General features: G+C 69.3%; 13 protein-coding genes. 9 read left to right on the top strand and 4 right to left on the bottom strand.

Annotated elements, in window-relative coordinates:
• Positions 1–171: 171 nt before the first annotated feature.
• Positions 172–1,518 carry an esterase-like activity of phytase family protein gene (locus ACIPTO_RS34905; RefSeq protein WP_401198748.1) on the top strand — a complete coding sequence of 449 codons (1,347 nt, stop codon included), beginning with the start codon at positions 172–174 and terminating at the stop codon, positions 1,516–1,518.
• A 23-nt stretch (positions 1,519–1,541) separates the two neighbouring features.
• Here the strand turns inward: ACIPTO_RS34905 and ACIPTO_RS34900 are convergent, their stop codons facing one another.
• The gene (locus ACIPTO_RS34900) at positions 1,542–1,793 is read right to left on the bottom strand and encodes a hypothetical protein (protein ID WP_401198746.1); all 252 of its coding nucleotides are present in this window, start codon (positions 1,791–1,793) and stop codon (positions 1,542–1,544) included.
• Between the two features lie 344 nt (positions 1,794–2,137).
• Complete coding sequence (xylA, locus tag ACIPTO_RS34895) at positions 2,138–3,304, bottom strand: xylose isomerase (RefSeq protein ID WP_266774371.1); 1,167 nt, start codon at positions 3,302–3,304, stop codon at positions 2,138–2,140.
• 188 nt (positions 3,305–3,492) lie between these two features.
• On the opposite strand from xylA, the gene xylB reads away from it, so the two are divergent.
• The 7 genes from xylB to ACIPTO_RS34860 all read left to right on the top strand — a co-directional run bounded on the left by xylB (position 3,493) and on the right by ACIPTO_RS34860 (position 12,932).
• Positions 3,493–4,938 carry a xylulokinase gene (xylB, locus tag ACIPTO_RS34890; protein ID WP_401198744.1) on the top strand — a complete coding sequence of 482 codons (1,446 nt, stop codon included), beginning with the start codon at positions 3,493–3,495 and terminating at the stop codon, positions 4,936–4,938.
• A gap of 29 nt (positions 4,939–4,967) precedes the next feature.
• Positions 4,968–6,200 carry an ROK family protein gene (locus tag ACIPTO_RS34885; RefSeq protein WP_401198742.1) on the top strand — a complete coding sequence of 411 codons (1,233 nt, stop codon included), beginning with the start codon at positions 4,968–4,970 and terminating at the stop codon, positions 6,198–6,200.
• A 219-nt stretch (positions 6,201–6,419) separates the two neighbouring features.
• Positions 6,420–7,880 (top strand): APC family permease, encoded by a 1,461-nt coding sequence (locus tag ACIPTO_RS34880; RefSeq protein ID WP_401199077.1) that lies wholly within the window; start codon positions 6,420–6,422, stop codon positions 7,878–7,880.
• Positions 7,877–8,890 (top strand): acetamidase/formamidase family protein, encoded by a 1,014-nt coding sequence (locus ACIPTO_RS34875; protein ID WP_401198740.1) that lies wholly within the window; start codon positions 7,877–7,879, stop codon positions 8,888–8,890. Before ACIPTO_RS34880 ends, ACIPTO_RS34875 begins: the two co-directional genes overlap by 4 nt.
• 90 nt (positions 8,891–8,980) lie before the next feature.
• Positions 8,981–9,580 carry an N-acetylmuramoyl-L-alanine amidase gene (locus ACIPTO_RS34870; protein WP_401198738.1) on the top strand — a complete coding sequence of 200 codons (600 nt, stop codon included), beginning with the start codon at positions 8,981–8,983 and terminating at the stop codon, positions 9,578–9,580.
• Between the two features lie 273 nt (positions 9,581–9,853).
• A complete protein-coding gene (locus ACIPTO_RS34865; RefSeq protein ID WP_401198736.1) occupies positions 9,854–11,131 on the top strand; it encodes a GAF domain-containing protein in 1,278 nt (425 codons plus the stop codon).
• Positions 11,132–11,408: 277 nt separating this feature from the next.
• Positions 11,409–12,932, top strand: a complete 1,524-nt coding sequence (locus ACIPTO_RS34860; protein WP_366320627.1) for an aldehyde dehydrogenase family protein — start codon at positions 11,409–11,411, stop codon at positions 12,930–12,932.
• A gap of 499 nt (positions 12,933–13,431) precedes the next feature.
• Here the strand turns inward: ACIPTO_RS34860 and ACIPTO_RS34855 are convergent, their stop codons facing one another.
• Both ACIPTO_RS34855 and ACIPTO_RS34850 read right to left on the bottom strand, forming a co-directional pair.
• On the bottom strand, positions 13,432–14,019 hold the full coding sequence (locus tag ACIPTO_RS34855; protein ID WP_401198734.1) for a transposase: 588 nt from the start codon (positions 14,017–14,019) through the stop codon (positions 13,432–13,434).
• A 33-nt stretch (positions 14,020–14,052) separates the two neighbouring features.
• Positions 14,053–14,268 (bottom strand): transposase, encoded by a 216-nt coding sequence (locus ACIPTO_RS34850; protein ID WP_401198732.1) that lies wholly within the window; start codon positions 14,266–14,268, stop codon positions 14,053–14,055.
• An 870-nt stretch (positions 14,269–15,138) separates the two neighbouring features.
• Here ACIPTO_RS34850 and ACIPTO_RS34845 point away from each other — a divergent pair.
• Positions 15,139–25,767 (top strand): LamG-like jellyroll fold domain-containing protein, encoded by a 10,629-nt coding sequence (locus ACIPTO_RS34845; protein ID WP_401198730.1) that lies wholly within the window; start codon positions 15,139–15,141, stop codon positions 25,765–25,767.

Below are 25,767 nucleotides of genomic sequence, written 5' to 3'. Positions count from 1 at the left end.
GTGGCAGCTGCGCATGAGTCCGGGCTCTCCTCCATGGGGAACGCCGCCCGCCGCCCGTGCCGCGTCCGCCCGACAAGCGGCCGACACCCCTGATTCACCTCGCCGTCGAACACCGTTCCGCGTGAGGACCAACTCTGGCCGCTGTCAGCGAACTTGTCCTCAGGAGGCCCGATGTCCCCGCACGCCATCGTCCGGCGCAGCGTCCGTCGTCCCGTAGCGGCAGGTGTCCCGCTCGCCGTGGCTGTCGCCCTCGTGGCGGCCGGCACGGCCGGGGCGGCCCCCGCGAAGGTCCAGGCGCCCCATGTCACGCGTACGGCGACGCTCGGCGACATCCCGCTCGGCGCGTTCAGCAACGCGCTGCTGCCGGGGACGGTGGCCGACGACCGGGGCGTGGACCTCGGCGGCCTCGGCAGCGACATCTACCCGGCGGGCCGCAAGGGCGAGTACTGGACGGTCACCGACCGCGGGCCCAACGGTCAGATCAAGGTGAGCGGGACGAAGCGCCGCACCTTCCCCGTGCCCGGTTTCGACCCGGCGATCGTGAAGATCCGTGTCTCCGGGAACACCGTCAAGGTCCTGGACGCCCTCCCGATCACCACGTCCTCCGGGAAGGCCGTCACCGGACTGCCGAACCAGCAGGGACGCGACGAGGCGCCGTACTCCTACGACGCGCAGACGGCACTGTCGTACGACCCGAACGGGCTCGACACGGAAGGCGTCGTGCGGGCCGCGGACGGTTCCTTCTGGCTCGTCGACGAGTACGGGCCCTCCCTGGTGCATGTCTCCGCGCGCGGGAAGGTACTCACGCGGTACGTGCCCAAGGGGCTGCGTCTGACGGGCGCCGACTACCCGGTGGTGGAGTCGCTGCCGGCGGTCCTGCTGCACCGGAAGATCAACCGCGGTTTCGAGGGCCTGGCCCAACTGCCCGGCGGTGACCTGGTGATGGCCCTGCAGAGCCCGCTGTCGCTGCCGGACGGGGATGCCGGTGACGCCTCGCTCACCACCCGTCTGCTGCGCTTCTCCACGAAGAAGAGGGCGGTCACGGCGGAGTACGCGTACCGCTTCGACCCGGTGAACGTGGTCGACCCCGGCGAGGACGACACCTCCGAGCTGAAGATCTCCTCCGTGGTCGCGTTGGGCGGCGACCGGCTCCTGGTCGAGGAGCGCACGGACAAGGCGGCCCGGCTGCAGGTGGTGAAGCTGGACCGGCGGTCGAACATCCTGGGCGGTCGCTACGACGACGACACGACGTCCCCGTCGCTGGAGCAGCTCGACGACCCCGCCGCCTCGGGTGTCCCGGTGCTGGCCAAGAAGCTGGTCGTCGACCTGGGGACCGTCTCCGGGGTGCCGCAGAAGATCGAGGGCATCGCGCGCGTGGATCACGACACGCTCGCCCTCGTGAACGACAACGACTTCGGGATGACGGACGGCGCGGGCGCGTTCGACGCGCAGGGGCGGTTGGTCGACAGCGGTATCGAGACGACCGTGGTGTACCTGAGGCTGCCGCGCGGCATCTGAGTGCGCGTCGGCCTCCGGAGCGGCTAGCCGAACAGGGAGGGAAGCAGGGACTCGATGTCGCTGGGGACCTCGCTCGGCAGCTCCGAGGGGAAGTTCGACGGGAGCGTTGTCGGGAGCCTGGTCGGCAGGCTGGTGGGGAGTTTCGTCGGGAGGGTGAGGGACGGGCCGCGGCTCGTGCTCGAACTGCTCGTCGCGGGCGTCTTGTTGTCCGGGGAGTCGTGTCCTCCGGAGGCCATCAGTACGACGGTGGCGACGGCTCCGGCGGCCACGATCACGGCGAGCAGGACGAACAGCGGTCGGGGACGCCGACGCGGAGGCGGGTCGTAGCCCCCGTGGTCCCCTCCTGACGTCTGACCGAAGCCTCCTGGAGGTGGTGGTCCGAAGCCGCCTCCAGGAGGCGGGGCGGCGCCGGGTGGCCCTGGCGGTCGAGGCGGTACGGGCGGCATGGCCATACCGTCCAGAGTCGCCGCACAGAGGTCATGACGCGACCCCCGCGCGGTGGTTGATACGGGCTCATGCCGTGGATCGCATGATTCCGGAGCATTCCGCGCGGGGGTCGGTCACGAACGGCACATCACGTGCACCAATGGGCTCGCGAGTGACGCACGCGTGCGTGCGGTCAGCCGCGTGCGCCCAGGAGGTGGTCCATGGCGAGCTGGTCGAGCTGCTCGAAGGCCATGCCGCGCTGGGCCGCGGCCTCGACGTCGAAGTCCTCGAACGCGGAGCGGTCTGCGAGCAGCGCCTTGAGGCCGTCCGCCGCGGTCTGCTGCGCCAGTTCGTCCAGACGCGAGGCGCGGAGCGCCTCCTGGACCACCGGGTCGGCACGGAACGCGGCAGAACGCTCCTTGAGGATCAGGTAGTTGCGCATGCAGCCGGCGGCCGACGCCCACACACCGTCGAGGTCCTCGGTGCGCGGCGGCTTGAAGTCGAAGTGCTTCGGACCGGCGTAACCGGCGCTCTCCAGGAGGTCGACCAGCCAGAAGGCGGCACGCAGGTCGCCGTTGCCGAAGCGCAGGTCCTGGTCGTACTTGATGCCGGACTGGCCGTTGAGGTCGATGTGGAAGAGCTTGCCCGCCCACAGGGCCTGGGCGATGCCGTGCGGGAAGTTGAGCCCGGCCATCTGCTCGTGGCCGACCTCGGGGTTGACGCCGTAGAGCTCCGGGCGCTCCAGGCGCTCGATGAACGCCAGAGCGTGGCCGACGGTGGGGAGCAGGATGTCGCCGCGGGGCTCGTTCGGCTTGGGCTCGATCGCGAACTTCAAGTTGTAGCCCTGGTCGGTGACGTACTCGCCGAGGAGGTCGAAGGCCTCCTTCATGCGGTCGAGGGCGACGCGCACGTCCTTGGCGGCGCCGGACTCGGCGCCCTCACGGCCGCCCCAGGCGACGTAGGTCTCGGCGCCCAGCTCGGCGGCGAGGTCGATGTTGCGGATCGTCTTGCGCAGGGCGTAGCGGCGCACGTCGCGGTCGTTGGCGGTGAACGCGCCGTCCTTGAAGACCGGGTGCGTGAAGAGGTTGGTGGTCGCCATCGGCACCTTCATGCCGGTCGCGTCGAGGGCCTCACGGAAGCGCTTGATGTGCGACTCGCGCTCGGTGTCCGAGGACCCGAAGGGGATCAGGTCGTCGTCGTGGAAGGTCACACCGTGGGCGCCGAGCTCGGACAGGCGCTGCACCGTCTCGACGGGGTCGAGGGCGCGGCGGGTGGCGTCGCCGAACGGGTCCCTTCCCTGCCAGCCGACGGTCCACAGGCCGAAGGTGAACCTGTCCTCGGGGGTGGGCTGGTAGTTCATGACGCGGCTCCTTGTTGCTTCGCTGCGACTATTTCGTCATGGCGGTTTACAAATTAGTATGCACACGCAGCTCTGGGAAGGGACAACATGTCCCTGAAGGAGTGGGGTACAGGTCACCGCACCCCGGAAAGCCTTGAAAACAGCAGGTCAGAGCCCGCAGAGCCGCGGAAAAAACCAGGGAGAGCCCGATGTCAGCAGCCGAGGGTCCGCTCGTCGTCGGCGTGGACACGTCCACCCAGTCCACGAAGGCGCTGGTCGTCGACGTGTCCACCGGACGGATCGTCGCGAGCGGCCAGGCGCCGCACACCGTCTCCTCGGGCGCGGGCCGCGAGAGCGACCCCCGCCAGTGGTGGGACGCCCTGTGCGAGGCACTGCGCCAGTGCGGGGACGCGGCCCACGAGGCGGCGGCCGTGTCGATCGGCGGCCAGCAGCACGGACTGGTCACCCTGGACGCCCAGGGCGAGCCGGTACGTCCCGCGCTGCTGTGGAACGACGTGCGTTCGGCGCCGCAGGCCACCCGGCTGATCGAGGAACTGGGCGGTCCGAAGGCCTGGGCGGAGCGCACCGGCAGCGTGCCCGGAGCCTCCTTCACGGTCACGAAGTGGGCGTGGCTCGCCAAGCACGAGCCGGAGTCGGTGCGCGTCACGGCGGCCGTACGCCTCCCCCACGACTACCTCACGGAGCGGCTCACCGGGCAGGGCACCACCGACCGGGGCGATGCCTCCGGTACGGGCTGGTGGGCGTCGGGGACCGAGTCGTACGACGAGGAGATCCTGCGGCACGTCGGGCTCGACCCGGCGATGCTGCCCCGGGTGGTGCGGCCGGGCGAGGTGGCGGGGACGGTGCGCGACTGCCTTGACCTGCCGTTCTCCAAGGGCACGCTTGTCGCCCCCGGCACCGGTGACAACGCGGCCGCCGCCCTCGGTCTCGGGCTGCGCCCCGGCCATCCCGTGCTGAGCCTAGGCACCTCGGGCACGGTGTACGCGGTCTCGAAGCACCGCCCCGCCGACCCGTCCGGCACGGTCGCGGGCTTCGCCGACGCGCACGGCGACTGGCTGCCCCTGGCCTGCACCCTGAACTGCACCCTCGCCGTCGACCGGGTCGCGGCCCTGCTGGGCCTGGACCGGGAAGCCGTGGAGCCCGGCACCGCGGTGACCCTGCTGCCGTACCTGGACGGTGAGCGCACCCCGAACCTCCCCAACGCCTCGGGTCTGCTGCACGGCCTGCGCCACGACACCACCGGCGGCCAGCTCCTCCAGGCCGCCTACGACGGCGCCGTGCACGCCCTGTTGGGGGCGCTCGACCTGGTCCTCGACGAGGACGCGGACCGCACCGCGCCCCTGCTGCTGATCGGCGGTGGCGCTCGCGGCACCGCCTGGCAGGACACCGTACGACGGCTGTCGGGGCGTCCGGTGCAGGTGCCCGAGGCGAAGGAGCTGGTCGCGCTCGGCGCCGCCGCGCAGGCCGCCGGCCTGCTGACCGGTGAGGACCCGGCCGCGGTGGCGCGGCGCTGGAACACGGCCGCAGGGCCGGTGCTGGAGGCCGTGGAGCGCGACGAGGCGACGCTGGCCAGGATCTCCGGGGTACTCTCCGACGCGGCTCCGCTGCTCGCACGGGGGACGGACGCCCGCTGACCCGCAATCGACCGAGGACTGACGGAGGCATGACCGCACCGCTGCACGAGGCGCATCCCGCCGGGCCGGGCCGCGCGCTGCCCGACACCCAGCAGGGCATGCGCCGGCGCAACCTCGCGCGCGTGATGCACACGGTGCGCGCCGAGGGCCCGCTCTCGCGCGCGGCCGTGGCCTCACGCATCGGGCTGACCCGCGCGGCCGTGTCGACACTGGTGGACGAGCTGATCCGGTCGGGACTCCTTGAGGAGCTGGGCCCCGAGCGGCCCGGCCGGGTGGGCCGCCCCGGCTCCGCGCTCGCCGTCAGCGGGCGCGGTCCCGCCGGGATCGGCGCGGAGATCGGCGTCGACCATCTCGCGGTCTGCGCCGTCGATCTGCGCGGCGAGATACGCGCGCGTGCCGTGCGACACGGCGTGAACCGCGGCCGCTCCCCCGAGCCGGTCCTCGCCGAACTCACCGCGCTAGTAAGGCAGGTAGTCGCCGAGGCGGACGCGGAGGGGCTGTGGCCGGCCGGGCTCGCGGTCGCCGTGCCCGGTCTGGTGGCACGCGACGGGCGGACGGTCGTCCGGGCTCCGAACCTCGACTGGCACGACACGGATCTCGGCGCCCTGCTGCCCGCCGAACTGCCGCCCACCATGGACAACGAGGCCAACTTCGGCGGCCTCGCCGAACTCTGGCTGGGGGAAACCGCGCCACGCGACTTCCTGCATGTGTCGGCCGAGATCGGCATCGGCGCCGCCGTCGTGGTGGACGGCGGGCTGCTGCGCGGAACACGTGGATTCGCGGGCGAGTTGGGTCATGTCCCGGTGCGTCCCGACGGGCCGGCGTGCGCGTGCGGCGGGCGCGGCTGCCTCGAACAGTACGCGGGCGAGGAGGCCGTGCTCCGTGCCGCGGGGCTGGAGCCCGGCGGGGACCGGGTCGGTCTGCTCGCGTCCCGTGCCGCCGACGGCGACGAAGCGGTACGAAGGGCTCTGCACGAAGCCGGTACGGCGCTCGGCATCGCGCTGACCGGCGCGGTCAACCTGCTCGATCCGCAACTGGTGGTGCTGGGCGGCGCGCTGTCCGGGCTCGCGCCATGGCTGCTGCCGTCGCTGGAGGCCGAGTTGGCGCGCCGCACGGCAGGGCCCGCCTGTCCGGTCTCGGTGTCGCGACTGGGACCCGAGGGTCCGCTGCTGGGCGCCGCGCACTCGATCGTGCGGGCCGTCCTCGACGACCCGTCCTCGGTGGCCGAACGGGCTGGGGACAACCTGGCCGAACAGGCCTGAAACGGGGCCGACTTCACCCGTTCGAGTGATCGGGTTGTCCACAGCTCCGCCGTCGTCCACGGAACCGCGCCACGCCCTACTGCCCAACCCGCGGGCGCCGTACGGTGATTCACGTGAGGCGCAGCCGTCGAGTCGTGACGACGGCGTGCGGATGCCGGTGGACGAGGGGGGATTCACGTGTCGGGGGAGACAGTACGAGGGCCGGAGACGGTTCCGGGACTGCGGCGAGATGCCGTCGGGCTGCGCGAGGTCCTTTTCCAGAGCGTCACGGCGATGGCACCGGCCGCAGCGGTCGCCGCGTCGATCCCGTCGGGCGCGGCCTTCGCGGGCGGAAGCCTCCCGCTGTCGGTACTGATCGCGCTGGTGGCCTGCCTGTTCACCGCGTCCTGCGTCGCCGAGCTGGCCCGCGAGTTACCCGCCGCGGGCTCGGTGGCCACCTACGCGGCGCAGGGACTGCACCCGGCCGTCGGCTTCCTCGTCGGCTGGGGCTATGTCTTCGTGGAGGCGCTGATCCCGCCCCTGTTGCTCCTCCAACTCGGGTTCACCACGGCGGGCACACTGCACCAGGAGTGGCACTCGTATCCGGAGAGCCTGTGGTGGCCGTGGGCGCTCGCGGGCGCCGTGATCATCGCGGTAGCGGGCTGGTTGGGAGTGAGAACCTCCGCACGCTTCGGCACTGTCCTCGGCGTCTTCGAGATCCTGGTCTTCCTGGTGTTCGCCGTCTGGCTGATCGGCAAGGCCGGCAGCGCCAACACCCTCTCCGTGTTCGGCACTTCGCACACCGGCAAGGACTACTCGGGCCTCGGCGGGGTCTTCGCCGGTTCGGTCTACACGGTGCTCGCATTCGCCGGGTTCGAGGCCGCGGCACCACTCGCCGAGGAGACACGCGACCCGCGCCGGACGATGCACCGCGCGGTACTCGGCGCGGCCCTCGGGATCGGCCTGTTCTACGTGCTGACGACCTACGCCATGACCGTGTACTTCGGGCCTGACCGCTTCAGCGGCTTCGGCGCCGACGGCGCCGCCTCCTGGGAGGGCGTGGCCCGCGCGTCGTTCGGACTGTTCTGGGTGCTGGTGTTCCTGGCCGTGGTCAACTCGACGATCGCCAACGCCAACGCGTGCGCCACCGTATCGACCCGCACCGCCTTCGCCCTGGCCCGCATCCGGGTACTCCCCCGCGTACTGGCCACCCTGCACCCACGCCACCGCTCCCCCGTCGTCGGCATCGCCGTCCAGAGCGTCATCGCGGTGGGAGCCGTACTGGGCCTCGGCCTCGGCTACGACCCGGTGACGGCGTTCCTTCTCCTGGCCACGGTGATCGTCACGGTCGTCATCGCCGTCTACATCGTCGTGAACCTCGCCTGCGCGGGCTACTTCCTGCGCCGCAGACGCGAGTTGCTCAAGCCGCTACGCCACCTGCTGGTCCCGCTCCTGGGGATCATCGCGTTCGTCCCCGCCCTTCTCACCGCGGCAGGCATCCCGGCCTTCGACTTCGTGACCGAGCTGACCCCGCCCGTGTCCTACGCCGGACCCGTCGTCGGCGTCTGGATGGCGGCGGGAGTCGTGGTCCTGCTCGTCCTGCTGCGACGCCACCCCGAGCGAATAGCCGGAACCGCCCGTGTCCACCTCGACGAACCCGGCCCCACCGGTCATCCGCAGAACGGAGCAGTACAGCCATGAACGACCCCCGGATCCTGACGGTGCGGCCCGAACCGGGCGACTACGCCTGGACGTTCGGCGGCGCCCCGCCCGTGGCCCGCATCACGCCCGGCACGGTCCTCGACCTGTACACGGAGGACTGCTTCGCGGGACGGGTGCGGTCCGAGAAGGACCTGGTGTCGGAGGTGTGCGAGTTCCCATACCTCAACCCGCAGACCGGCCCCTTCCATGTGGAGGGCGCCGAGCCTGACGACACGGTCGCCGTGCACTTCGTGTCGATCGAACCGGCGCGCGACTGGGCGGCCTCGACCACCGTCCCCCTCTTCGGCGCGCTCACCTCGACGCACACCACGGCCACGCTGCAGCCGCCGCTTCCGGAGACCGTCTGGATCTGGCAGTTGGACCGGACCCGCCGTACGGCGTTGTTCCGCGCGCGGGACAACGACATCGAGATCGAGCTGCCTCTCGACCCGATGCACGGCACGGTGGGCGTGGCCCCCGCCAATCTGGAGGTGCGTTCGGCGCTGGTGCCGGACGCGCACGGCGGGAACATGGACACCCCTGAGATGCGGGCCGGGGTCACCTGCTACCTCGGGGTGAACGTGGAGGGCGCGCTGCTCAGCCTCGGCGACGGGCACGCCCGACAGGGTGAGGGCGAGACCTGCGGAGTCGCCGTCGAGTGCGCGATGAACACCGTGGTGATCGTGGAACTGCTCAAGGGTGTCGCCACACCCTGGCCGCGCATTGAGTCGGACACGCACATCATCTCGACGGGTTCGGCACGGCCGTTGGAGGACGCGTTCCGGATCTCCCAGCTCGACCTGGTGCGCTGGCTGGTCCGCGACTACGGCTTCAGCGAACTGGACGCCTACCAATTCGCAACCCAGGCGGTCGAATCGCCGTTGGCCAACGTGTGCGACACCAACTACACCTGCGTGGCGAAGATCCGCAAGGAATGGCTGCCCGCGCGTGAGACACACCGCGGACTGCACGCGCGACTGCGGGAGACCGCGGCGGCGCTCCAGGGCTGAACGGCCCTCCCGAGCCGAGCGGCACTCCCACGCTGCATGACACCCCGGTGCTGAACGGCACCCCGGCACAGACCAGAAAGGTCCCCGAGCATGGAACGGGCACGACCGCTCCCCAGCAGGCGATGGCTGCTGAAGGGCGCCGCCCTCGCCGCCGTCCCCTACGCGTTACTTCCCGACGCGGAGGCCGGCGCACAGACCCAGGCCGTCGACTACCCGTCGGCCGAATGGCAGCCGGCGAGCACCTCCAACTACACGGCGTCCAAACGCCCCAGCACCTATCCCCTCGACTACGTGGTCATCCACGTCACGCAGGAGACGTATCCCCACACCCTGTCCATCTTCCAGAATCCGCAGAAGAAAGTGTCCGCGCATTACCTCGTGCGCTCGGCCGACGGACATGTGGCGCAGTGCGTGCGCGAGGCCGACATCGCCTGGCACGCGGGGAACTGGGACTACAACACCCGCAGCATCGGCATCGAGCACGAGGGCTGGGTGGACCAACCCCAGTGGTTCACGGACGCGTTGTACGAGCAGTCGGCCCGGCTGACGGCGGCGATCTGCACGAAGTACGGGCTTCCGAAGGACAGGGCGCACATCATCGGGCATTACGAGGTGCCGGGTACGGACCACACCGATCCGGGGCCGAACTGGGACTGGACGCGGTACATGAGGCTGGTCAATTCCGCCTGAGCGGAGGCGAAGCCGGGCAGGTTCGGGAAGTGTCGCGGCTCGTTCGGTGCGTACCTGGTCGAAACGGTTGTCCGGATCGGTCTGCGGAGTGACGATGTCCGCATCCGTGCGGCGACGTGCCGCGGTCGTGTCGCTGCGGTATCGCCGACCGCATCACCGCACGAGCACCGCAGAAGCAACGAAGAAGCACCGCAAGATCACCGCTGTATCGCCGTCGCGTCGCCGCCGTATCACCGTCGCTTCGCCGTCGTATCGACTTCAGGGGAGGCCGAGTTGACCGATCCATGGGTGGCCCTGGAGCCGGGGGCCGACCCTGCCGAGCGGGTGCGGGTGCTGCGCCGGGCGCACGAGACGTTCGCCGTGGCCGGCACGGTGCCGCAGCCGGTGCGGTCGGTGGTGGCCGAGTCCTGGCGGCGTTCCGCGCGGGCCGGTGTCGGCACCGAGGGCACGGCGAGTGTGGAGCTGACGGACGGCGACCTGGGTGTCTACCGGGCGGAGCATCCGCTGGCGCGGGTGATGCCGCTGATCCGGGAGCTGATGGGCACGTTCGCCGCGGACGGAGAGCATCTGCTCGCGGTGTGCGACGCACAGGGCAGGCTGTTGTGGGTCGAGGGGCATCCGGCGACCCGCCGGAAGGCGGGCGGGATGAACTTCGTGCCGGGTGCGCGCTGGGCGGAGAGCGCGGTCGGGACGAACGCGCCGGGTACGGCGGTCGCCCTGGACCGCCCGGTGCAGGTGTTCGCTGCCGAGCACTTCATCCGGCGGGTGCAGCCGTGGACGTGCGCGGCGGCTCCGGTACACGATCCGCGGACGGGGCGGGTGCTCGGCGCCGTGGACATCACCGGCGGGGACGGTCTGGCGCATCCGCACAGCCTCGGCTTCGTGCAGGCGGTGGCGCGGGCCGCAGAGTCCCAACTGGCCTTGCTCGCACCGGAACAGACAACCGTCGACGGCCCGGAGCTGACCGCGCTCGGCCGGGACGAGGCCCAACTGTGCGTCGATGAACGCAAGGTGAGGCTGAGCCGCCGGCACAGCGAGATCCTGGTACTGCTGGCCCGGCATCCCGAGGGACTGACCGGCGACGAGCTGCTGTGCGCGCTGTACGAGGACGAGTCGGTGCCACCGGTGACGTTGCGGGCCGAACTGGCGCGACTGAGGCGGCTGTTGGGGCCGGGCCTGCTCGCCTCGCGTCCGTACCGGCTGACGGTGCCGGTCGAGTCCGATGTGACGATCGTCGAACGGCGGTTGGAAGGGGGCGCGGTGACGGGAGCGGCGTCGGCGTACACGGGTCCCTTGCTGCCGGGTTCGCAGGCACCGGCGGTGGTCCGGCTCAGGGCCCGGCTCGCGGACGGCCTCCGTACGGCGCTGATCGCCCGCCGCGACCCCGACCTGCTGGCGGACTGGGCGCACGCGCCATGGGGCGAGGACGACCTCGACGTCTGGCGGGCGCTCGCGGCGATACGCCCGACGGCACCGGTGCGTTCCCGGCTCGCCGCGCTGGAGTCCGAGCTGGCGGCACCGGCCGCGTGGTCGCACCGAGCGGGTCACTGACGTAGCACGGTTGGGGGTGACAGGTCGTCGGCGTACGTCACTTGGCGCCGGACGCAAGCCACGCGGAGCCACGCGCACCAGCCACCAGAAGCCCCGCTCGACATCGCCCGAATCCCGCCCGCTCTCTCCACCGCGGCCCGGATCCGGCCTCGCACCCGCCCCCCGGACCCGCCCTCCCCCACCGCTCCCGCGCAACGTACATGCAACGTCCCAGCCCCTAGCCTCGGGCCGAGAGCTGCCCAACGGCGGGCAGCGCTGTTCCGGGAGGCAGACCAGGATGACCCGTTACACGGCACCCGGCACCGAGGGCGCGATCGTCTCCTACCAGGCGCGCTACGACCACTTCATCGGCGGCGAGTACGTGCCGCCGGCCCGCGGGCAGTATTTCGAGAACCCGTCACCGGTGAACGGGCAGCCGTTCACGGAGATCGCGCGCGGCACCGCGGAGGACGTGGAGCGGGCGCTGGACGCGGCGCACGCGGCAGCGCCGGGCTGGGGCCGGACCTCGGTGACCGAGCGCTCCGACATCCTGCTCAAGATCGCCGACCGGATGGAGGCGAACCTGGAGCCGCTCGCGGTCGCGGAGAGTTGGGAGAACGGCAAGCCGGTCCGCGAGACCCTGGCCGCCGACATCCCGCTCGCCATCGACCACTTCCGCTACTTCGCGGGGGCGATCCGGGCGCAGGAGGGTTCGCTGGGCGAGGTCGACGACGACACCGTGGCGTACCACTTCCATGAGCCGCTCGGGGTCGTGGCGCAGATCATCCCGTGGAACTTCCCGATCCTGATGGCGACATGGAAGCTGGCGCCCGCGCTCGCGGCGGGCAACGCGGTCGTCATCAAGCCGGCCGAGCAGACACCGGCGTCGATCCACTACTGGATGAGCCTGATCGCGGACCTGTTGCCGCCGGGTGTGGTGAACATCGTCAACGGCTTCGGTGTGGAGGCGGGCAAGCCGCTCGCGTCCAGCCCGCGCGTGGCGAAGGTCGCGTTCACCGGCGAGACCACGACGGGGCGGCTGATCATGCAGTACGCCTCCGAGAACATCAAGCCGGTCACGCTGGAGCTGGGCGGCAAGTCGCCGAACATCTTCTTCGACGACGTGTCCTCGGCGAACGACGACTTCCTCGACAAGGCGCTCGAGGGCTTCACGATGTTCGCGCTCAACCAGGGCGAGGTGTGCACCTGCCCGTCCCGGGCGCTCATCCAGCGCGGCCACTACGCGGACTTCATCCAGGCGGCCGTCGCCCGCACCGAGTTGATCAAGCCGGGACACCCGCTCGACACGGACACGATGATCGGCGCGCAGGCCTCCAACGACCAGCTGGAGAAGATCCTCTCCTACCTGGACATCGGCCGGCAGGAAGGCGCGAAGGTCCTTACGGGTGGCGAACGCCTCGACTACGACGGCGAGTTGAAGGGCGGTTACTACGTCCAGCCGACGATCTTCGAGGGTGACAACCGCATGCGGATCTTCCAGGAGGAGATCTTCGGGCCGGTGGTCTCGGTGACGTCGTTCGGCGACTTCGACGACGCGATCAAGGTCGCCAACGACACGCTCTACGGCCTCGGCGCCGGCGTGTGGACCCGGGACATCAACACGGCCTACCGCGCGGGCCGGGCGATCCAGGCGGGCCGGGTGTGGACGAACTGCTACCACGCGTACCCCGCGCACGCGGCGTTCGGCGGCTACAAGCAGTCCGGCATCGGGCGTGAGAACCACAAGATGATGCTGGAGCACTACCAGCAGACGAAGAACCTCCTCGTGAGCTACTCGCCGAAGAAGCTGGGCTTCTTCTAGGGTCTCAAGTGGGTTGCCTGGAGGCACTGTTGCACTCCAGGCAACCCACCACAGAGAATACCCAACGTAATCGATTAATTCCCTAAGGCTACATTCTGGCGCCTCAGGAGATTCCTGCCGGACCATTCGCGGACCAAAAAAACTCCGCCGGACACGATCCATCAGCCACAAACTCACAAGCCCAGCAGTCCGTCGATACCGGCATGGTGCGCCGAACAGTGGGCGGGGCGGACAACCCGAGGAAGGCATGGGCGGACATGGCGAGGGTGACCCAGCGGTGCCAGATGTCCAGTGTCCGACTTGGGTGATCGTCCGGTCCGGTCAGACCCCTGCCGGACCGGAAGGTCTCCTCGAAGCCGGAGCAGAGTGCGGCGCCGGTTTCAGCTGTCATTTCCGGCGGATGGGAATTTGCATCTTCTGGAGATTAGGCTTCAAACAATCCAGTTTTCGCCATATCGCGCGGGCCGCCCAGCACGCCGTCCCTGACAACTGGGCCCGGTCACTGGTTTTCTGACATGCTGTCGTCCCCTTCACCTTTCGGATCCAGGTAAGTCATCCGGCCCGGAAAGCTCCTTCCGAGTTCCTCCCGGCTCAGCCGGGGATACAAACAGGGCGCCTCGTGGCGCACAACGTCCGCTCTACGACCCAACGTCGCGGGACGACCGCGAAGAGGGGCACTTCCGGAGGTAGTGTGCCTACCTTCGCCCGGGTCGAGCGGAACCCTCTGTCGTGGCACCGGACGACCTGCACGGTGAACCGGTGGCTTCCCGGGCCCAGGCGTGGAAGTCGGCGCCGCGGTAGCCCTGGTCCGCCCACACGTGCCGAAGGCCCGAGAAAGCACCGGTAGCGCAAGCCAACAGGACTGCGGCTCCGTCGCGATCGCCGGGCTCACACAGGCGACCAGGACGGTGCCGCGGGTATCAACGAGCAGGTGGCGCTTGATGCCGCTGACCTTCTTGCCGCCGTCGCACCCGTGCAGGCCACCACGCTCACTACCCCTCACGCTCCGACTGTCCACGATGGCCGCGCTGGGCGTGGGATCCCGGCCGAGCTGGAACCGCTCGCGTTCGCGCAGCGCCGTCAACATCCGCTCCCACACGCCCTCTTGCTGCCATCGCCGCTAGCAGTGGTAAACGGTCTGCCACGGTGGCAGGTCATGCGGCAGCAGTGTCCAGGCAGAGCCGGCCCACAGCCAGTACGCCAGCGCGTTCAGGACCCCTCGCCGCGCGTGTATCGCCGGTCGTCCGTCGAGCTTGACCGCCGGAACCAGCGGACGGAGGATCTCCCACTCCGGATCGGACAGATCAGTCGCGTAACCGGAACGCAGCCCGCACACCCCAGACCCCGAAAGTGCGCCACTGCCCCACTAGCAGGAAACTTGCCCGCTGACCGGCTTTTAAGACGCCCTCTACCTGGCCCACTACGCGCCCATCCGCCCCAGCGCCGACTCTAGCCCGAAGGGCGACCAGCCGGCCGCGCGCGGACTGCGCTTACTCGAAGGCACCGACGACGACCTGAAGTCGACAGCCCACCGGCGCCTGATGCTCCTGCGCCGACGCTGACACCCTGACTTTTCCCGAAGGTGGGCCATGAACCAGGGGAGTTGAACCTACGATGCCCGGTTGCGTTCATCGATGAAATCGGGCGCGCCACGCGGTAGGTGGGCGGCGATCTGGCCGCAGGGAAGGAGTCGATCCCTGGTTGCTCGGCGTCTCAGCGCCCCGTCCACTCCGAGTTGCGGTTGCGGCGTTACCGGATGAGCAGATGCCTCGTGGCGGAAAGTAACGTCGGCCGGCCGGTCGCGGCCGAGTCGTCAACGGATCCGCACGTCGCCCTCAGAGCAGTGTCTCCCGGCTCCAGATCCCTGACCGCGAGCCTCGGCACGTCAGCCCGCCAGGTAGCCGCAGCTCCACCGCGCAGCACCGAACCGCGCCGCTTGTCCCGAGTGGATGTCCGCCGTCACCACGACACCGAACGCTGGGCCAACCGTCCTCGGAGAGCGTCCATGAGCCGGCAGTCGTTCAAGAGGGTGTGGACCCAGTTCTGGCGGTAAGTGATCATCGTCCGGTGGTGCGAATGTTTGCCGGTAAGTATCCCGTGACCTTTATCACTTAGAGGTAAGGAAACAGTGAGCAAACCTTGCACATGCACGTAAAGATCTCTTAAGAATCTCCTCGTTCTTGATCCGTAAGGGTGGGGGGATCCAGTGCGTTCTGCACGTCCGCTTGGTGTCGTTGTCGCCTTCGTTCTGGCTGTACTGGCCGGGACCGAGCAAGGCGCGTCCACGTTGGCGCTGTCTGCGGCCGACAGCGGCACGACAGCGGCGCCCGAGCAGAGCTGGGGTTCGGCGGCCGGACGCAGTCACACAGCATCCGCGGACGCTACGGACGCCTCTGCCAAGGGAGGCCGCACAGGCGCTCTGGCCGGGCCCGGGGAGGTCTCCGGTGAGCGGACGGAGAGCCTCACCAGCATCCCGAGCACGGGCAGGACTCCCAGCCCGGGCGCGGTCCAGAGGGTTGCCTCACCGGCCGTCGCCACCCCCGAGGGCTTCGACTCTGAGCGCAGCAAGGAGCTCAAGAGCAGGCGCGGCGAACAGGAGCGGACGTACCTCAATCCGGACGGCACCTACACCACCCGCTACTACGACGAGCAAGTCAACTTCCGTGCCGGGGACGGCTCCTGGAAGGTCATCGACACCTCCCTCGCACCGAAGGACAGCCCAGGCCCGAGCACCATGAGCGCCGCCGAGGACGGTTTCGAGACCGCCTCCACCGAGGCCCAGATCGAGTTCGGCGGGACCGCCGACGCCGACCCGATCGTCAGCATGGCGGTCGAAGAAGGGGTATCCGTCGGGTACGGCGTCGATGACGCCAGTGCCGCCGCCGGGCAGGCCGAGGGCAGCACCCTGACCTATGAGGACGTACGCCCACACTCCGACGTCGAGTTCGTAGCGGGAAACGCATCCGTCAAGGAGACCTTGGTCCTCAAGGACGCGGGCGCGCCCACCGAGTGGCGCTTCCCGCTCGCATTGGACGGTCTGAGTGCTGCGCTCGACGAGTACGGCAACGTCACCTTCGCCGACGCCGACGGCGCACTCCGTGCCTGGACCCCGGCTGGCTGGATGCAGGATTCCAACCTCGCGCCCAACTCCAACGAAGGCGTGATTTCTTCGGGTGTCCACTACAGCCTGACCGAGGAGGAGGGCCGCCAGGTCCTCGTCGTCACGCTGGACAAGGACTGGCTGACCGATCCCGCGCGGGTCTTCCCGGTCCGCGTCGATCCGTCCGTGAAGTCCGTCGACGCCACCTCCGGCACCTACGTCGAGTACCCGTACACCCAGAATTTCGCCACCGACACGGTTCTGAAGGTCGGCACGTACGACGGCGGTGACCACAAGGCCGCCGCCTTCCTGCGGTTCAGCGGTCTCGAAACCACCCTCAAGAACGCCTGGGTGCTCAGCGCCAACCTCGCGCTCTACAACACCTGGTCGCAGTCCTGCACGGCGCGTCCGGTGACCGTGCACCCCATCACCTCCAACTGGTCGGAGTCCACGACCTCCAAGTGGCCCGGCCCGTCGACCGGTTCGTCGCTAGCCTCGAAGAGCTTCGCGCACGGTTGGAGGCCCACCGGCACGGAGACCTGGTCCTGCGGTCCCGCCTGGTCGACCATCAAGCTCGGTTCGGCGGGACGGAAACTGGTCGACGACTGGACGCACGGCCGGAAGAAAAACTACGGCCTGGCGGTGAAGGCGTCTTCGACGGACTCCAAGGGCTGGAAGCAGTTCGGTTCCGACGACTACCCGAACGGCAAGCCCAGTCTGGACGTCACCTGGACCAAGTACGGCGCCGCCTACAAACTCGGTGACTTCACCGCCGCCGTGACTGCGACGACCGAGGGCTCGGAGACCGTCACCGTCACCAACCAAGGGCAGGAAACCTGGCCCTCCGGCGGTAACCATCAGCTGCGGTACAACCTGTTCGACGCGAACGGCAACGAGATCACCGACAGCTCCAAGATCCGCTGGACGAAGATGCCGCAAGCGATCTCGCCCGGTGAGTCCGTGACCCTGGACGCCAAGATCGCACCGCTGACACCGGGGACGTACACCCTCCAGTGGACGATGGACGACGTCGGCATCAGCCGCTTCACCACGGCCGGTGTCCCCGGCCCCTCCGTCAAACTGTCAGCCGTCAACATCCCGCCGCAGCTCACCGCCGAGTCCCCGGGCAGCGGTGTCACCGTCAGCACACTCACGCCGACCCTGTGGGCGAAGGGCACCGACGCCGACCGCTACCCGAAAGCCGCTCTCCAGTACTGGTTCGAGGTGTGCGAGGTCAAGGGCAGCAATCTGCGCCTGAACTGTAAGACCAGTGCGAAGTCGAGTGAGCAGCAGTGGCCGGTGACCTCGGGCTGGCTGTCGTGGAACAAGACGTACGCCTGGTACGGCTACGCCTATGACGGTTCCACCTCGTCCACCCGGCCCGGTGCCGCCTTGTTCACCACACAGGTGCCGCAGCCGAACGTGACCAGCCACCTCGGCGGCGCGGACGGGGGCAGCGAGATCGGCACCCGGGAGGGGAACTACGTCACGGCGGCGACAGACGCGGCACTGACGACCGTGGGCCCGGAGCTGTCCCTGACCCGGACCTACAACTCCCTCGACCCGCGCACCGGCGGCGCCTTCGGCACCGGCTGGTCCACGCGCTGGGACATGCAGCTGAGGGAGGAGCCCGCCACATCATCGGTCCTCGTCACGCTGGCCGACGCCTCACAGTCACGGTTCGGGAAGAACGCCGACGGTACGTACACCGGGCCGTCCAGTGGGTCGCTGACGCTGGCCAAACAGTCGACGGAGTGGGTGCTGCGGGAGCGTTCCGGCGCCACCTACCGGTTCCTGGCGAGCGGTGTACTCAGCAGGATCACGGACGCCGCCGGGCACGGGCAGACCATCACGCACGAGACCGCGACCGGCGGCCCGGTGAAGAAGGTCACCGACGATCTGTCGGGCCGCTCGCTGTCGTTCGGCTGGACCGGCAGCCACGTCACGACGGTCACCACCAGCACCGTCGACGCGAACACGGAGGGGCTGACCTGGTCGTACACCTACACAGGTGACCAACTGACCACTGTGTGCCCGCCGTCCTCGACCACCAAGTGCACGGTGTACGAGTACGCCTCGGGCTCGGTCTACCGCAGCGGTGTCCTGGACGCGAGCCCGACCTCCTACTGGCGTCTCGGCGAGAGCGAGGGTTCCGTGGCGGCCAGCGAGGCCGTCTCGCGGACCGGGATGAACGACGCCGTGCACCGCGACACGGTGCTGGGCGCAGACTCAGCGATCGCGGGGACGACAGACACCTCGGTGACCTTCGACGGCACCGACTCGGTCGTCGAACTGCCCTCCGACACACTGAAGACGGCGGCCTTCCCGACGATCGAGCTGTGGTTCAAAACGAGTACGGCCTCCGGGGTCTTGGTCGGCTTCCAGAACACCGAGCTGGGAGAGAAGCCCAGCTCCTGGCGCCCGGTCCTGAACATCGACGGCTCCGGCAAGCTGCGCGGCGAGCTGTACCTCACCGGCAGCCCGGGCGCCACACCCATCACCTCCTCGAAGGCGGTGACCGACGGCAAGTGGCACCACGCCGTGCTCTCCGCCGCCGTCAACACGCAGACCCTGTACCTGGACGGCGCCAAGGTCGGCACCCTGGACGGCGTCCTGACCGAGCAGTCCCGCGACTACGCCTACCTCGGGGCCGGTTACGGAAGCTCCGGCTGGATGGGGCTCGCGGAGGGCGAATACCACTTCAACGGGCAGATGGACGAAGTCGCCTTCTACGACCACACGTTGGACCCGGCGACCGTCTCCGAGCACTACACCGCCCGCAACACCGTCGGCCAACTCACCAAGGTCACCCTGCCGTCGGGGCGGGTGCACGCGACGGCCGCCTACGACGGTGTCACCGGCCGGCTGGCCCGGCACACGGATGCCAACGGCGGCACCTGGAAGGTCTCCGCACCCACCTACTCCACCTCCTCGTCCTCCTACGCGGACGCCATTCAGCGCAGTGGCCCGACGGGGTACTGGCGTCTGGGCGAGCGCACGGGTGCCGAGGCGGCGAGTCCGCTCGGCGACGACTACGTGGGCAGCTACCTCGACGGGGCGCGGCTGGGCAGTGCGGGAATCTTCTCCGACGGCGACGACACCTCGGTGGCCTTCGCGGGGGACAGCGCGGTCGAGATGCCCGTCGAGACGCTGGGCACCAAGACGTCCATGTCCGTGGAGCTCTGGTTCAAGACGAAGACCCAGGGTGTCCTGGTCACGAACCAGAACGCCGACATCGGTGACACACCCACCAGTTGGCGTCCGATGCTGCTGATCGATTCCGACGGCAAACTGCGCGGACGGTTCAGCGGTGGTGCGACCGGCCTCGTCTCCAAGTCGGCGGTCACCGACGACACATGGCACCACGTCCTGCTCACCGGCAACCAGGGCATCCAGGCCCTGTTCGTCGACGGCGACTATCAGGGCAGCACCGCCACGGGTGTCGTGGCCGACCGCTTCAGCCAGGTGTTCGTCGGCGGCGGCTACTCCTCCAGCGGCTGGGACGGGCAGGCTGCCGGGTACCGGAACTTCACCGGTCAGATCGACGAAGTCGCCTTCTACGACAAGGCGTTGGTGACGTTCGTGAACACCGGTTCCATCTGGAAGTACGTCAAGTGGACCGCCGGTGAGACCGATACACCGAACCAGCACATCCAGGCCCGCCGCGCCCTGGTGACCGGCCGGGGCGACCAGTACGACGGGGTGGCCGTCGCGGACGCGCCTGCCGCGTACTGGCGGCTCGGCGAGTCCGAGGGCACGACGCTGAACAGCACGGTCGGCGGAACGTCGATGGCGGCGATCCTCAAGCCTGACGCGGGCGGTGTGTCGGCCGTCGACCAGACGGGCGTCTTCGGCCCCGGTGACAACCGGGCCGTACAGCTCAGCGGCGGCGGCACCATCCAGATACCCGGCTCGATACCTGCCTCGGCGACCGAGCTGTCCGCCGAGATGTGGTTCAGGACGTCGACTCCGAAGGCAGTCCTGCTGGGCTTCCAGAGCGCGGCCGTCGGCTCGACCCCGACCTCCTGGCGCCCGGCCCTGAACATCGATGGCGACGGCAAGCTGCGCGGCGAGTTCTACCTCTCCGGTGTGACCGGCGCGACCCCGATCGTCTCTTCGACGGCGGTGACCGACGGCAAGTGGCACCACGTGGTCCTCTCCGCGAGCGAGACGACCCAGACCCTCTACCTCGACGGCGTCAGCGTCGGCGAACTGGAGGGCACGATGGTCGACCAGTCCCGGACGTACGCCTACGTCGGCGGGGGATACGCCAGCTCCGGCTGGATGGGCCAGAGTTCCGGGACCTACTACCTCGACGGGCAGGTCGACGAGGTCGCCCTCTACCGGGACGCACTCAGCGCCGACCAGGTCTCATCCCACTATCGGGCGCAGGCCGAGGCGGTCGACTCGGGCCTCACCGCCACGGTGACGGTCACCGACCCCGCCGAGCACACCAGCACGGCCGGCTATGACGCCCTCAACGGTCAGCGGGTGCTGTCCCGCAAGGACGCCTCCGGTGCCGTGACGTCGTACAACTACGACAGCCTCGGCAACCTGCACACCGTCACCGACGCGAACGGACACGCCACCGTCACCGGGCGAGACGCGCGCGGCAACGTCGTGTCGACGACGACGTGCCGGGACGCCGACTCCTGCTGGACCAGCTTCAGCACGTACTACCTGAACTCCGGCGACACGCTCGACCCGCGCAACGACAAGCCCCTGACCTATCGCGACCAGCGTTCGACCGACCGCTTCGACGACCGCTACCGCACCGCCCACACCTACAGCACGCTCGGGCTGATCAAGGCCACGGAACGGCCGGACGGCTCCAACTCCGTGACGGCGTACACGGCGGGCACGGAGAGCGCGGTCGGTGGGGGGACGGTCCCGGCCGGGCTGGTGCTGACGGAGACGACGACGGGTGGGGCGAAGACGTCGTACGGGTACTTCGCCAACGGCGATCTGGCGCAGGTGACCTCACCGTCCGGGCTGGTGACGTCGTACACCTATGACGGGCTGGGGCGAAAGCTGACGCAGAAGCAGGTGTCGGACTCCTTTCCGTCCGGGGTGATCACCGGTTACGGCTATGACCAGGCTTCGCATGTGGTGTCCGAGACGGGCGCCGGTGTGAAGAACGAGATCACTGGAACCACGCACACCGCGAAGATCACGCGCTCCTATGACGAGGACGGGAACCTGCTGTCCGAGTCGACCGCCGACACCAGCGGCGGGGACACCACACGGACGGCCGCTCAGCACTACGACTCCCACGGACTCAACGACTCCGTGACGGACGCCGAGGGCAATGTCACCTCCTACGAGCACGACGCGTTCGGCAGGGTCAGCGGCATGACGGACCCCGCAGGCACGCATCTCGCCTACACCTACACCGCGCAGGGCAAGCGGGCGACAGCTGTCCTGGACGACTGGGCGGGCGATCCGTCGGGCACGGTCCACGATCTGACAGTCGAGTCGAACGCCTACGACCCGTCGGGACGCCTGGCGTCCACGACGGATGCGATGGGCGCGACGACGTCGTACACCTATTTCGACGACGGGCTGGCGGCCACGACGACCTCCAAGCAGGTCACCCAGACCGACGGCAGCAAGCGTGACATCGTGCAGGAGGCCAACACCTACGACGCGGCCGGCAACATGACCAAGCAGGTCACCGGCGGCGGGAGCACACAGACCTTCACGGTCGACGCGCTGGGACGGACGACGACGAGCGTCCTCGACCCGGGCGGCCTCGCCCGCACCACGACCCTCGCCTACGACGGCGACGACAGGGTCGAGCAGCAGACGCAGTCGATCAGCTCCGACAAGACGATGACGGTGCAGTCGGAGTACGACAGCGCGGGCAACGTCACCAAGCAGACCACGACCGACGGCACCACCACGTACACCGCCACGGGCACCTACGACGACCGGGGCCTGCCGCTCACGACGGTCAGCCCGCGCGGCAACGTCATCGGCGCCGACGCGACGGCCCACACCACCACCTACCGCTACGACGCCCTGGGCCGCCCGGTGCAGGAGACCTCTCCGTCCGTCTCGGTGGAGGAGAACGGCGGGACCGCGGTCGCGGTCAAGCCGACCACACTGACCGGTTACAACACCTTCGGTGAGGCCACCGATGCGAAGGACGCCCGCGGCAAGGTCAGCCACACCGAGGTCGACCGCCTCGGCCGGACGACGGCCGTGACGTTGCCCGACTACACCCCACCGGGCTCCACCACCGTGCTGACGGCGACCACCCGCACCACCTACACCGCCCTCGGCCTGCCGCTGACGGTCACCGATCCGCTGGGCCGGACCACGCGCTACGGCTACGACCAGTTCGGCCAGGTGATCAGCAAGACCGACCCAGTGGCCGACGCTGCCGCGGCCGTTGCCGCGCAGACCGACTCGGACCTGCTCAACACCACCGGCACCGACGGCGGCGGAGTCACCCGCTCCACCTGGACCCCGACCGGACTCCAGCTCTCGCTCACCGACCCGACGGGCGCGCGCACCGAGTCGACGTACGACGAACTGGGCCGCCGTCTGACCGCCACCACCGTCGAGCGCTACCCGAGCACGGTCAACCTGGTCAGCGCCTACACCTGGGACGACGCCGGCAACCAGACCGCGTCGAAGTCCCCATCCGGGACCACCACCAGCGCCACCTACAACCCGGCGGGCGAGCCCCTGACGACCACCGACCCAGCGGGCACCACCAAGTACGGCCACGACGGCCTGGGCCGCCAGACCGAGACCACGGACGCCACCAACCGCCGCACCACCACGACGTACGACGTGCTCGGCGACGTGACCGCGACGACGGAGTACGGCACCGGGACGACGGCACTGCGCACCACGACCGCCGAGTACGACGTGGAGGGCAACCAGACCGCCGCGATCTCCCCGCAGACCAAGACACGCACCACCTACACCTACGACGCACTGGGCCGGACGACCTCGCAGGTCCAGCCCGTCTCCGCCGACGAGTCGATCACCACGTCGTTCGGGTTCGACGCGGCGGGCAACCAGACCCGCCTCACCGACGGCCGCGGCAACAAGACCACCTACACCTACAACACCTGGAACCTGCCCGAGTCCACCATCGAGCCCTCCACCACGGCCCACCCTGCCGCCGCCGACCGCACCTGGACCACCGCCTACGACAAGGCCGGCCAGGCCGTCTCCGAAACCCTCCCGGGCGGCGTCGAGCGCGAGCAAACCTACGACGGCCTGGGCCGCCTGACCGGCGAGACCGGCACCGGAGCGGAAGCCACCACCACGGCCCGATCCCTCTCCTACGACCTCGCCGGCCGCCTCACCGCCGTGGGCACCGCCGACGGACTCACCGAGAACACCTACACCTACAACGACCGCAGCCAACTCCTGACCGCCGCAGGCCCCGCAGGCACCGCCGCGTACACCTACAACGCCGACGGCAACATGACCGTCCGCAAGACCGGGGCGGGCACGGCCAACTACGGCTACGACAGCGCCGGACGCCTCGACTGGGTCTGGGACTCGATCACCAACAACGACATCTGGTACGACTTCGACGCCGCAGGACGCCTGCGCCTGGAGCAGTACGCCACGAAGCCTGACGGTGCGACCTCGTACACCGCCACTGCCAGACGCACCTACCTGTACGACGACTTCGGCCGCCTCAAGAGCGACGCCGTCACCACACCCGACGGAGCCACGACGACCGCCTCCACCGGGTACGGCTACGACCTGGACGGCAACCTGACGTCGAAGACGACGACCGGCACGGCCGGAGCGGGCAGCAACACTTACGGCTACGACTACGCGGGCCGCCTCACTACCTGGACGAAGGACGGCACCAGCGTCCCCTACGCGTGGGACGCGGCCGACAACCGCACCACGGCCGGTACGACCACGGCGACGTACGACGCCCGCAACCGCCGGCTGACTGACGGTTCGAGCACGTACACCTACACCGCACGCGGCACCCTCGCCACGACGACCACCGGCACCACGACCCGCACACAGACCTCCGACGCCTTCGAACGCAAGATCACCGACGGATCGATCGGCTACACCTACGACTCCCTTGACCGCGTCCAGACCCGCGGCTCGACCACCTTCACCTACGACGGCGGCTCCAACGACCTCGCAAGCGACGACACCACCGCCTACAACCGCACCCCCGGCGGCACCCTGCTGTCCCTCACCGACGGCACCACCAAGCAATGGGCCGTCACCGACCAGCACACCGACCTGACCGTCGGCCTCGCCCCCAACGGCCTCCAGGTCACCGGCTCCACCGCCTACGACCCCTTCGGCAAGGAGACCGCCACCAACGGCACCACCCCTGCCGTCGGCTACCAGTCCGGCTACACCGACCCCGACGGCGGCGACGTCAACATGGCCGCCCGCTGGTACCAGCCCGGCACCGGAAGCTTCAGCTCCCGCGACACCTGGCAGCTCGACCCCGTCACCCAGCAGGCCAACCGCTACACCTACAGCGGCGGCAACCCGCTGGGTGGCACCGACCCCACCGGACATGACACCAAGGTCAAGGACGTCCCGTACCGGAGGACCGTCCCGTACCAGCCCAGGAACGACTGGCTCGACCGGAACATCGGCAACATCTTCAGGTACGCCAGGATGTTCGGCGGGCGCGGCTACGGTCTCGCGGCGGAGATCTTCCTGAACGTGTGGGGCTGGAACAGCCCCAGGTACAACGACGGTTACACCGCGGTCAGCCAGCCGCAGGGCTCCTCGGCACTCGTCTACACCGGCCCGAACCAAGCCCCCGGTTCCTCGGCACTCGTCTACACCGGAGCCAGGACGGGCACAGGCACCGGTACCGGCACGGGAACCGGCTCGGGCGGCTGCTCGTCCTGCGTGATCATCCCGCCCGCTCCGCCCATCGACCAGAACCCCAACAACGGGTCCAACCCGGTCCCCGCACCTGCCCGTGCGAAGCCCGAGGCGGACTACGAGGACGGGGGCTGGTCCCCGGGAGACGGCGTAGACGCGACCGTCTCCGCCCAGTCCATGCTCGACCTGGCTGGCATCCTGGCGTTCATCCCGATCGAGGCGCTGGCCCCGAACGGGTTGCTCGGCGACGGCAACGGGACAGGCACGGACACCCAGAACCGTGGGGACTGCCGTCGCGGCGGCGGGGGCTGGGTCGAGCTGGGTGATCTCGACAGTGCGAACGGCAACCGGGCCACCGGCGTGGAGGCGTGCCTGGACAGCGACTACCTGACCGAGCACAAGGGAAGCAAGACCGACCCGAGTAAGGTCACCCCGGCCGGCTATCAGTGGGGTAAGGCTTACGCGGGCTATCTCGGCCTCGACGCCAGCAAATCGATCAACGCCTGCCATCTGCTCGGCAAGGACCTCAGCGGATCGGGAACGGATCTGCGGAATCTCGCAACGTGCTCACGTCAGGCGAATGTCGCCATCAACGGTGATGGTCGCATCGAGGACCACATGTACTCCTACGAGAGCCAGGTGAAGAGTGCCATCGACAGTGGACAAGTGGTGCACTACACGGTGACGCCCCGCTATGCCGGTTCGAGGACCGTGCCAGTATCCTTCGACATCACGGCCCGCGGTACGTTGCCCGATGGTTCCCCCGGCATTTCCTTCAGCCAGCCCGTCCCGAACTCGATCTACAGTCCACGGCAGGGGATGAAGAATCTCGGCACGGTGGTGGACAGCCGCACTGGCGTTGGCGTGCCGACCGGCTCAACGCCGTAA

It is taken from the genome of Streptomyces sp. NPDC090083 (assembly GCF_044747445.1).
Taxonomy (GTDB): Bacteria; Actinomycetota; Actinomycetes; order Streptomycetales; family Streptomycetaceae; genus Streptomyces.
This window is presented reverse-complemented; position numbering and strand designations above follow the sequence as displayed.

Excerpts from the sequence above, each read along its gene's own strand:
- ACIPTO_RS34870 (WP_401198738.1), top strand. The coding sequence starts at position 8,981 with ATGGAACGGGCACGACCGCTCCCCAGCAGGCGATGGCTGCTGAAGGGC.
- ACIPTO_RS34875 (WP_401198740.1), top strand. The coding sequence starts at position 7,877 with ATGAACGACCCCCGGATCCTGACGGTGCGGCCCGAACCGGGCGACTAC.
- ACIPTO_RS34885 (WP_401198742.1), top strand. The coding sequence starts at position 4,968 with ATGACCGCACCGCTGCACGAGGCGCATCCCGCCGGGCCGGGCCGCGCG.
- ACIPTO_RS34860 (WP_366320627.1), top strand. The coding sequence starts at position 11,409 with ATGACCCGTTACACGGCACCCGGCACCGAGGGCGCGATCGTCTCCTAC.
- xylA (WP_266774371.1), bottom strand. The coding sequence starts at position 3,304 with ATGAACTACCAGCCCACCCCCGAGGACAGGTTCACCTTCGGCCTGTGG.
- ACIPTO_RS34905 (WP_401198748.1), top strand. The coding sequence starts at position 172 with ATGTCCCCGCACGCCATCGTCCGGCGCAGCGTCCGTCGTCCCGTAGCG.
- xylB (WP_401198744.1), top strand. The coding sequence starts at position 3,493 with ATGTCAGCAGCCGAGGGTCCGCTCGTCGTCGGCGTGGACACGTCCACC.
- ACIPTO_RS34855 (WP_401198734.1), bottom strand. The coding sequence starts at position 14,019 with ATGTTGACGGCGCTGCGCGAACGCGAGCGGTTCCAGCTCGGCCGGGAT.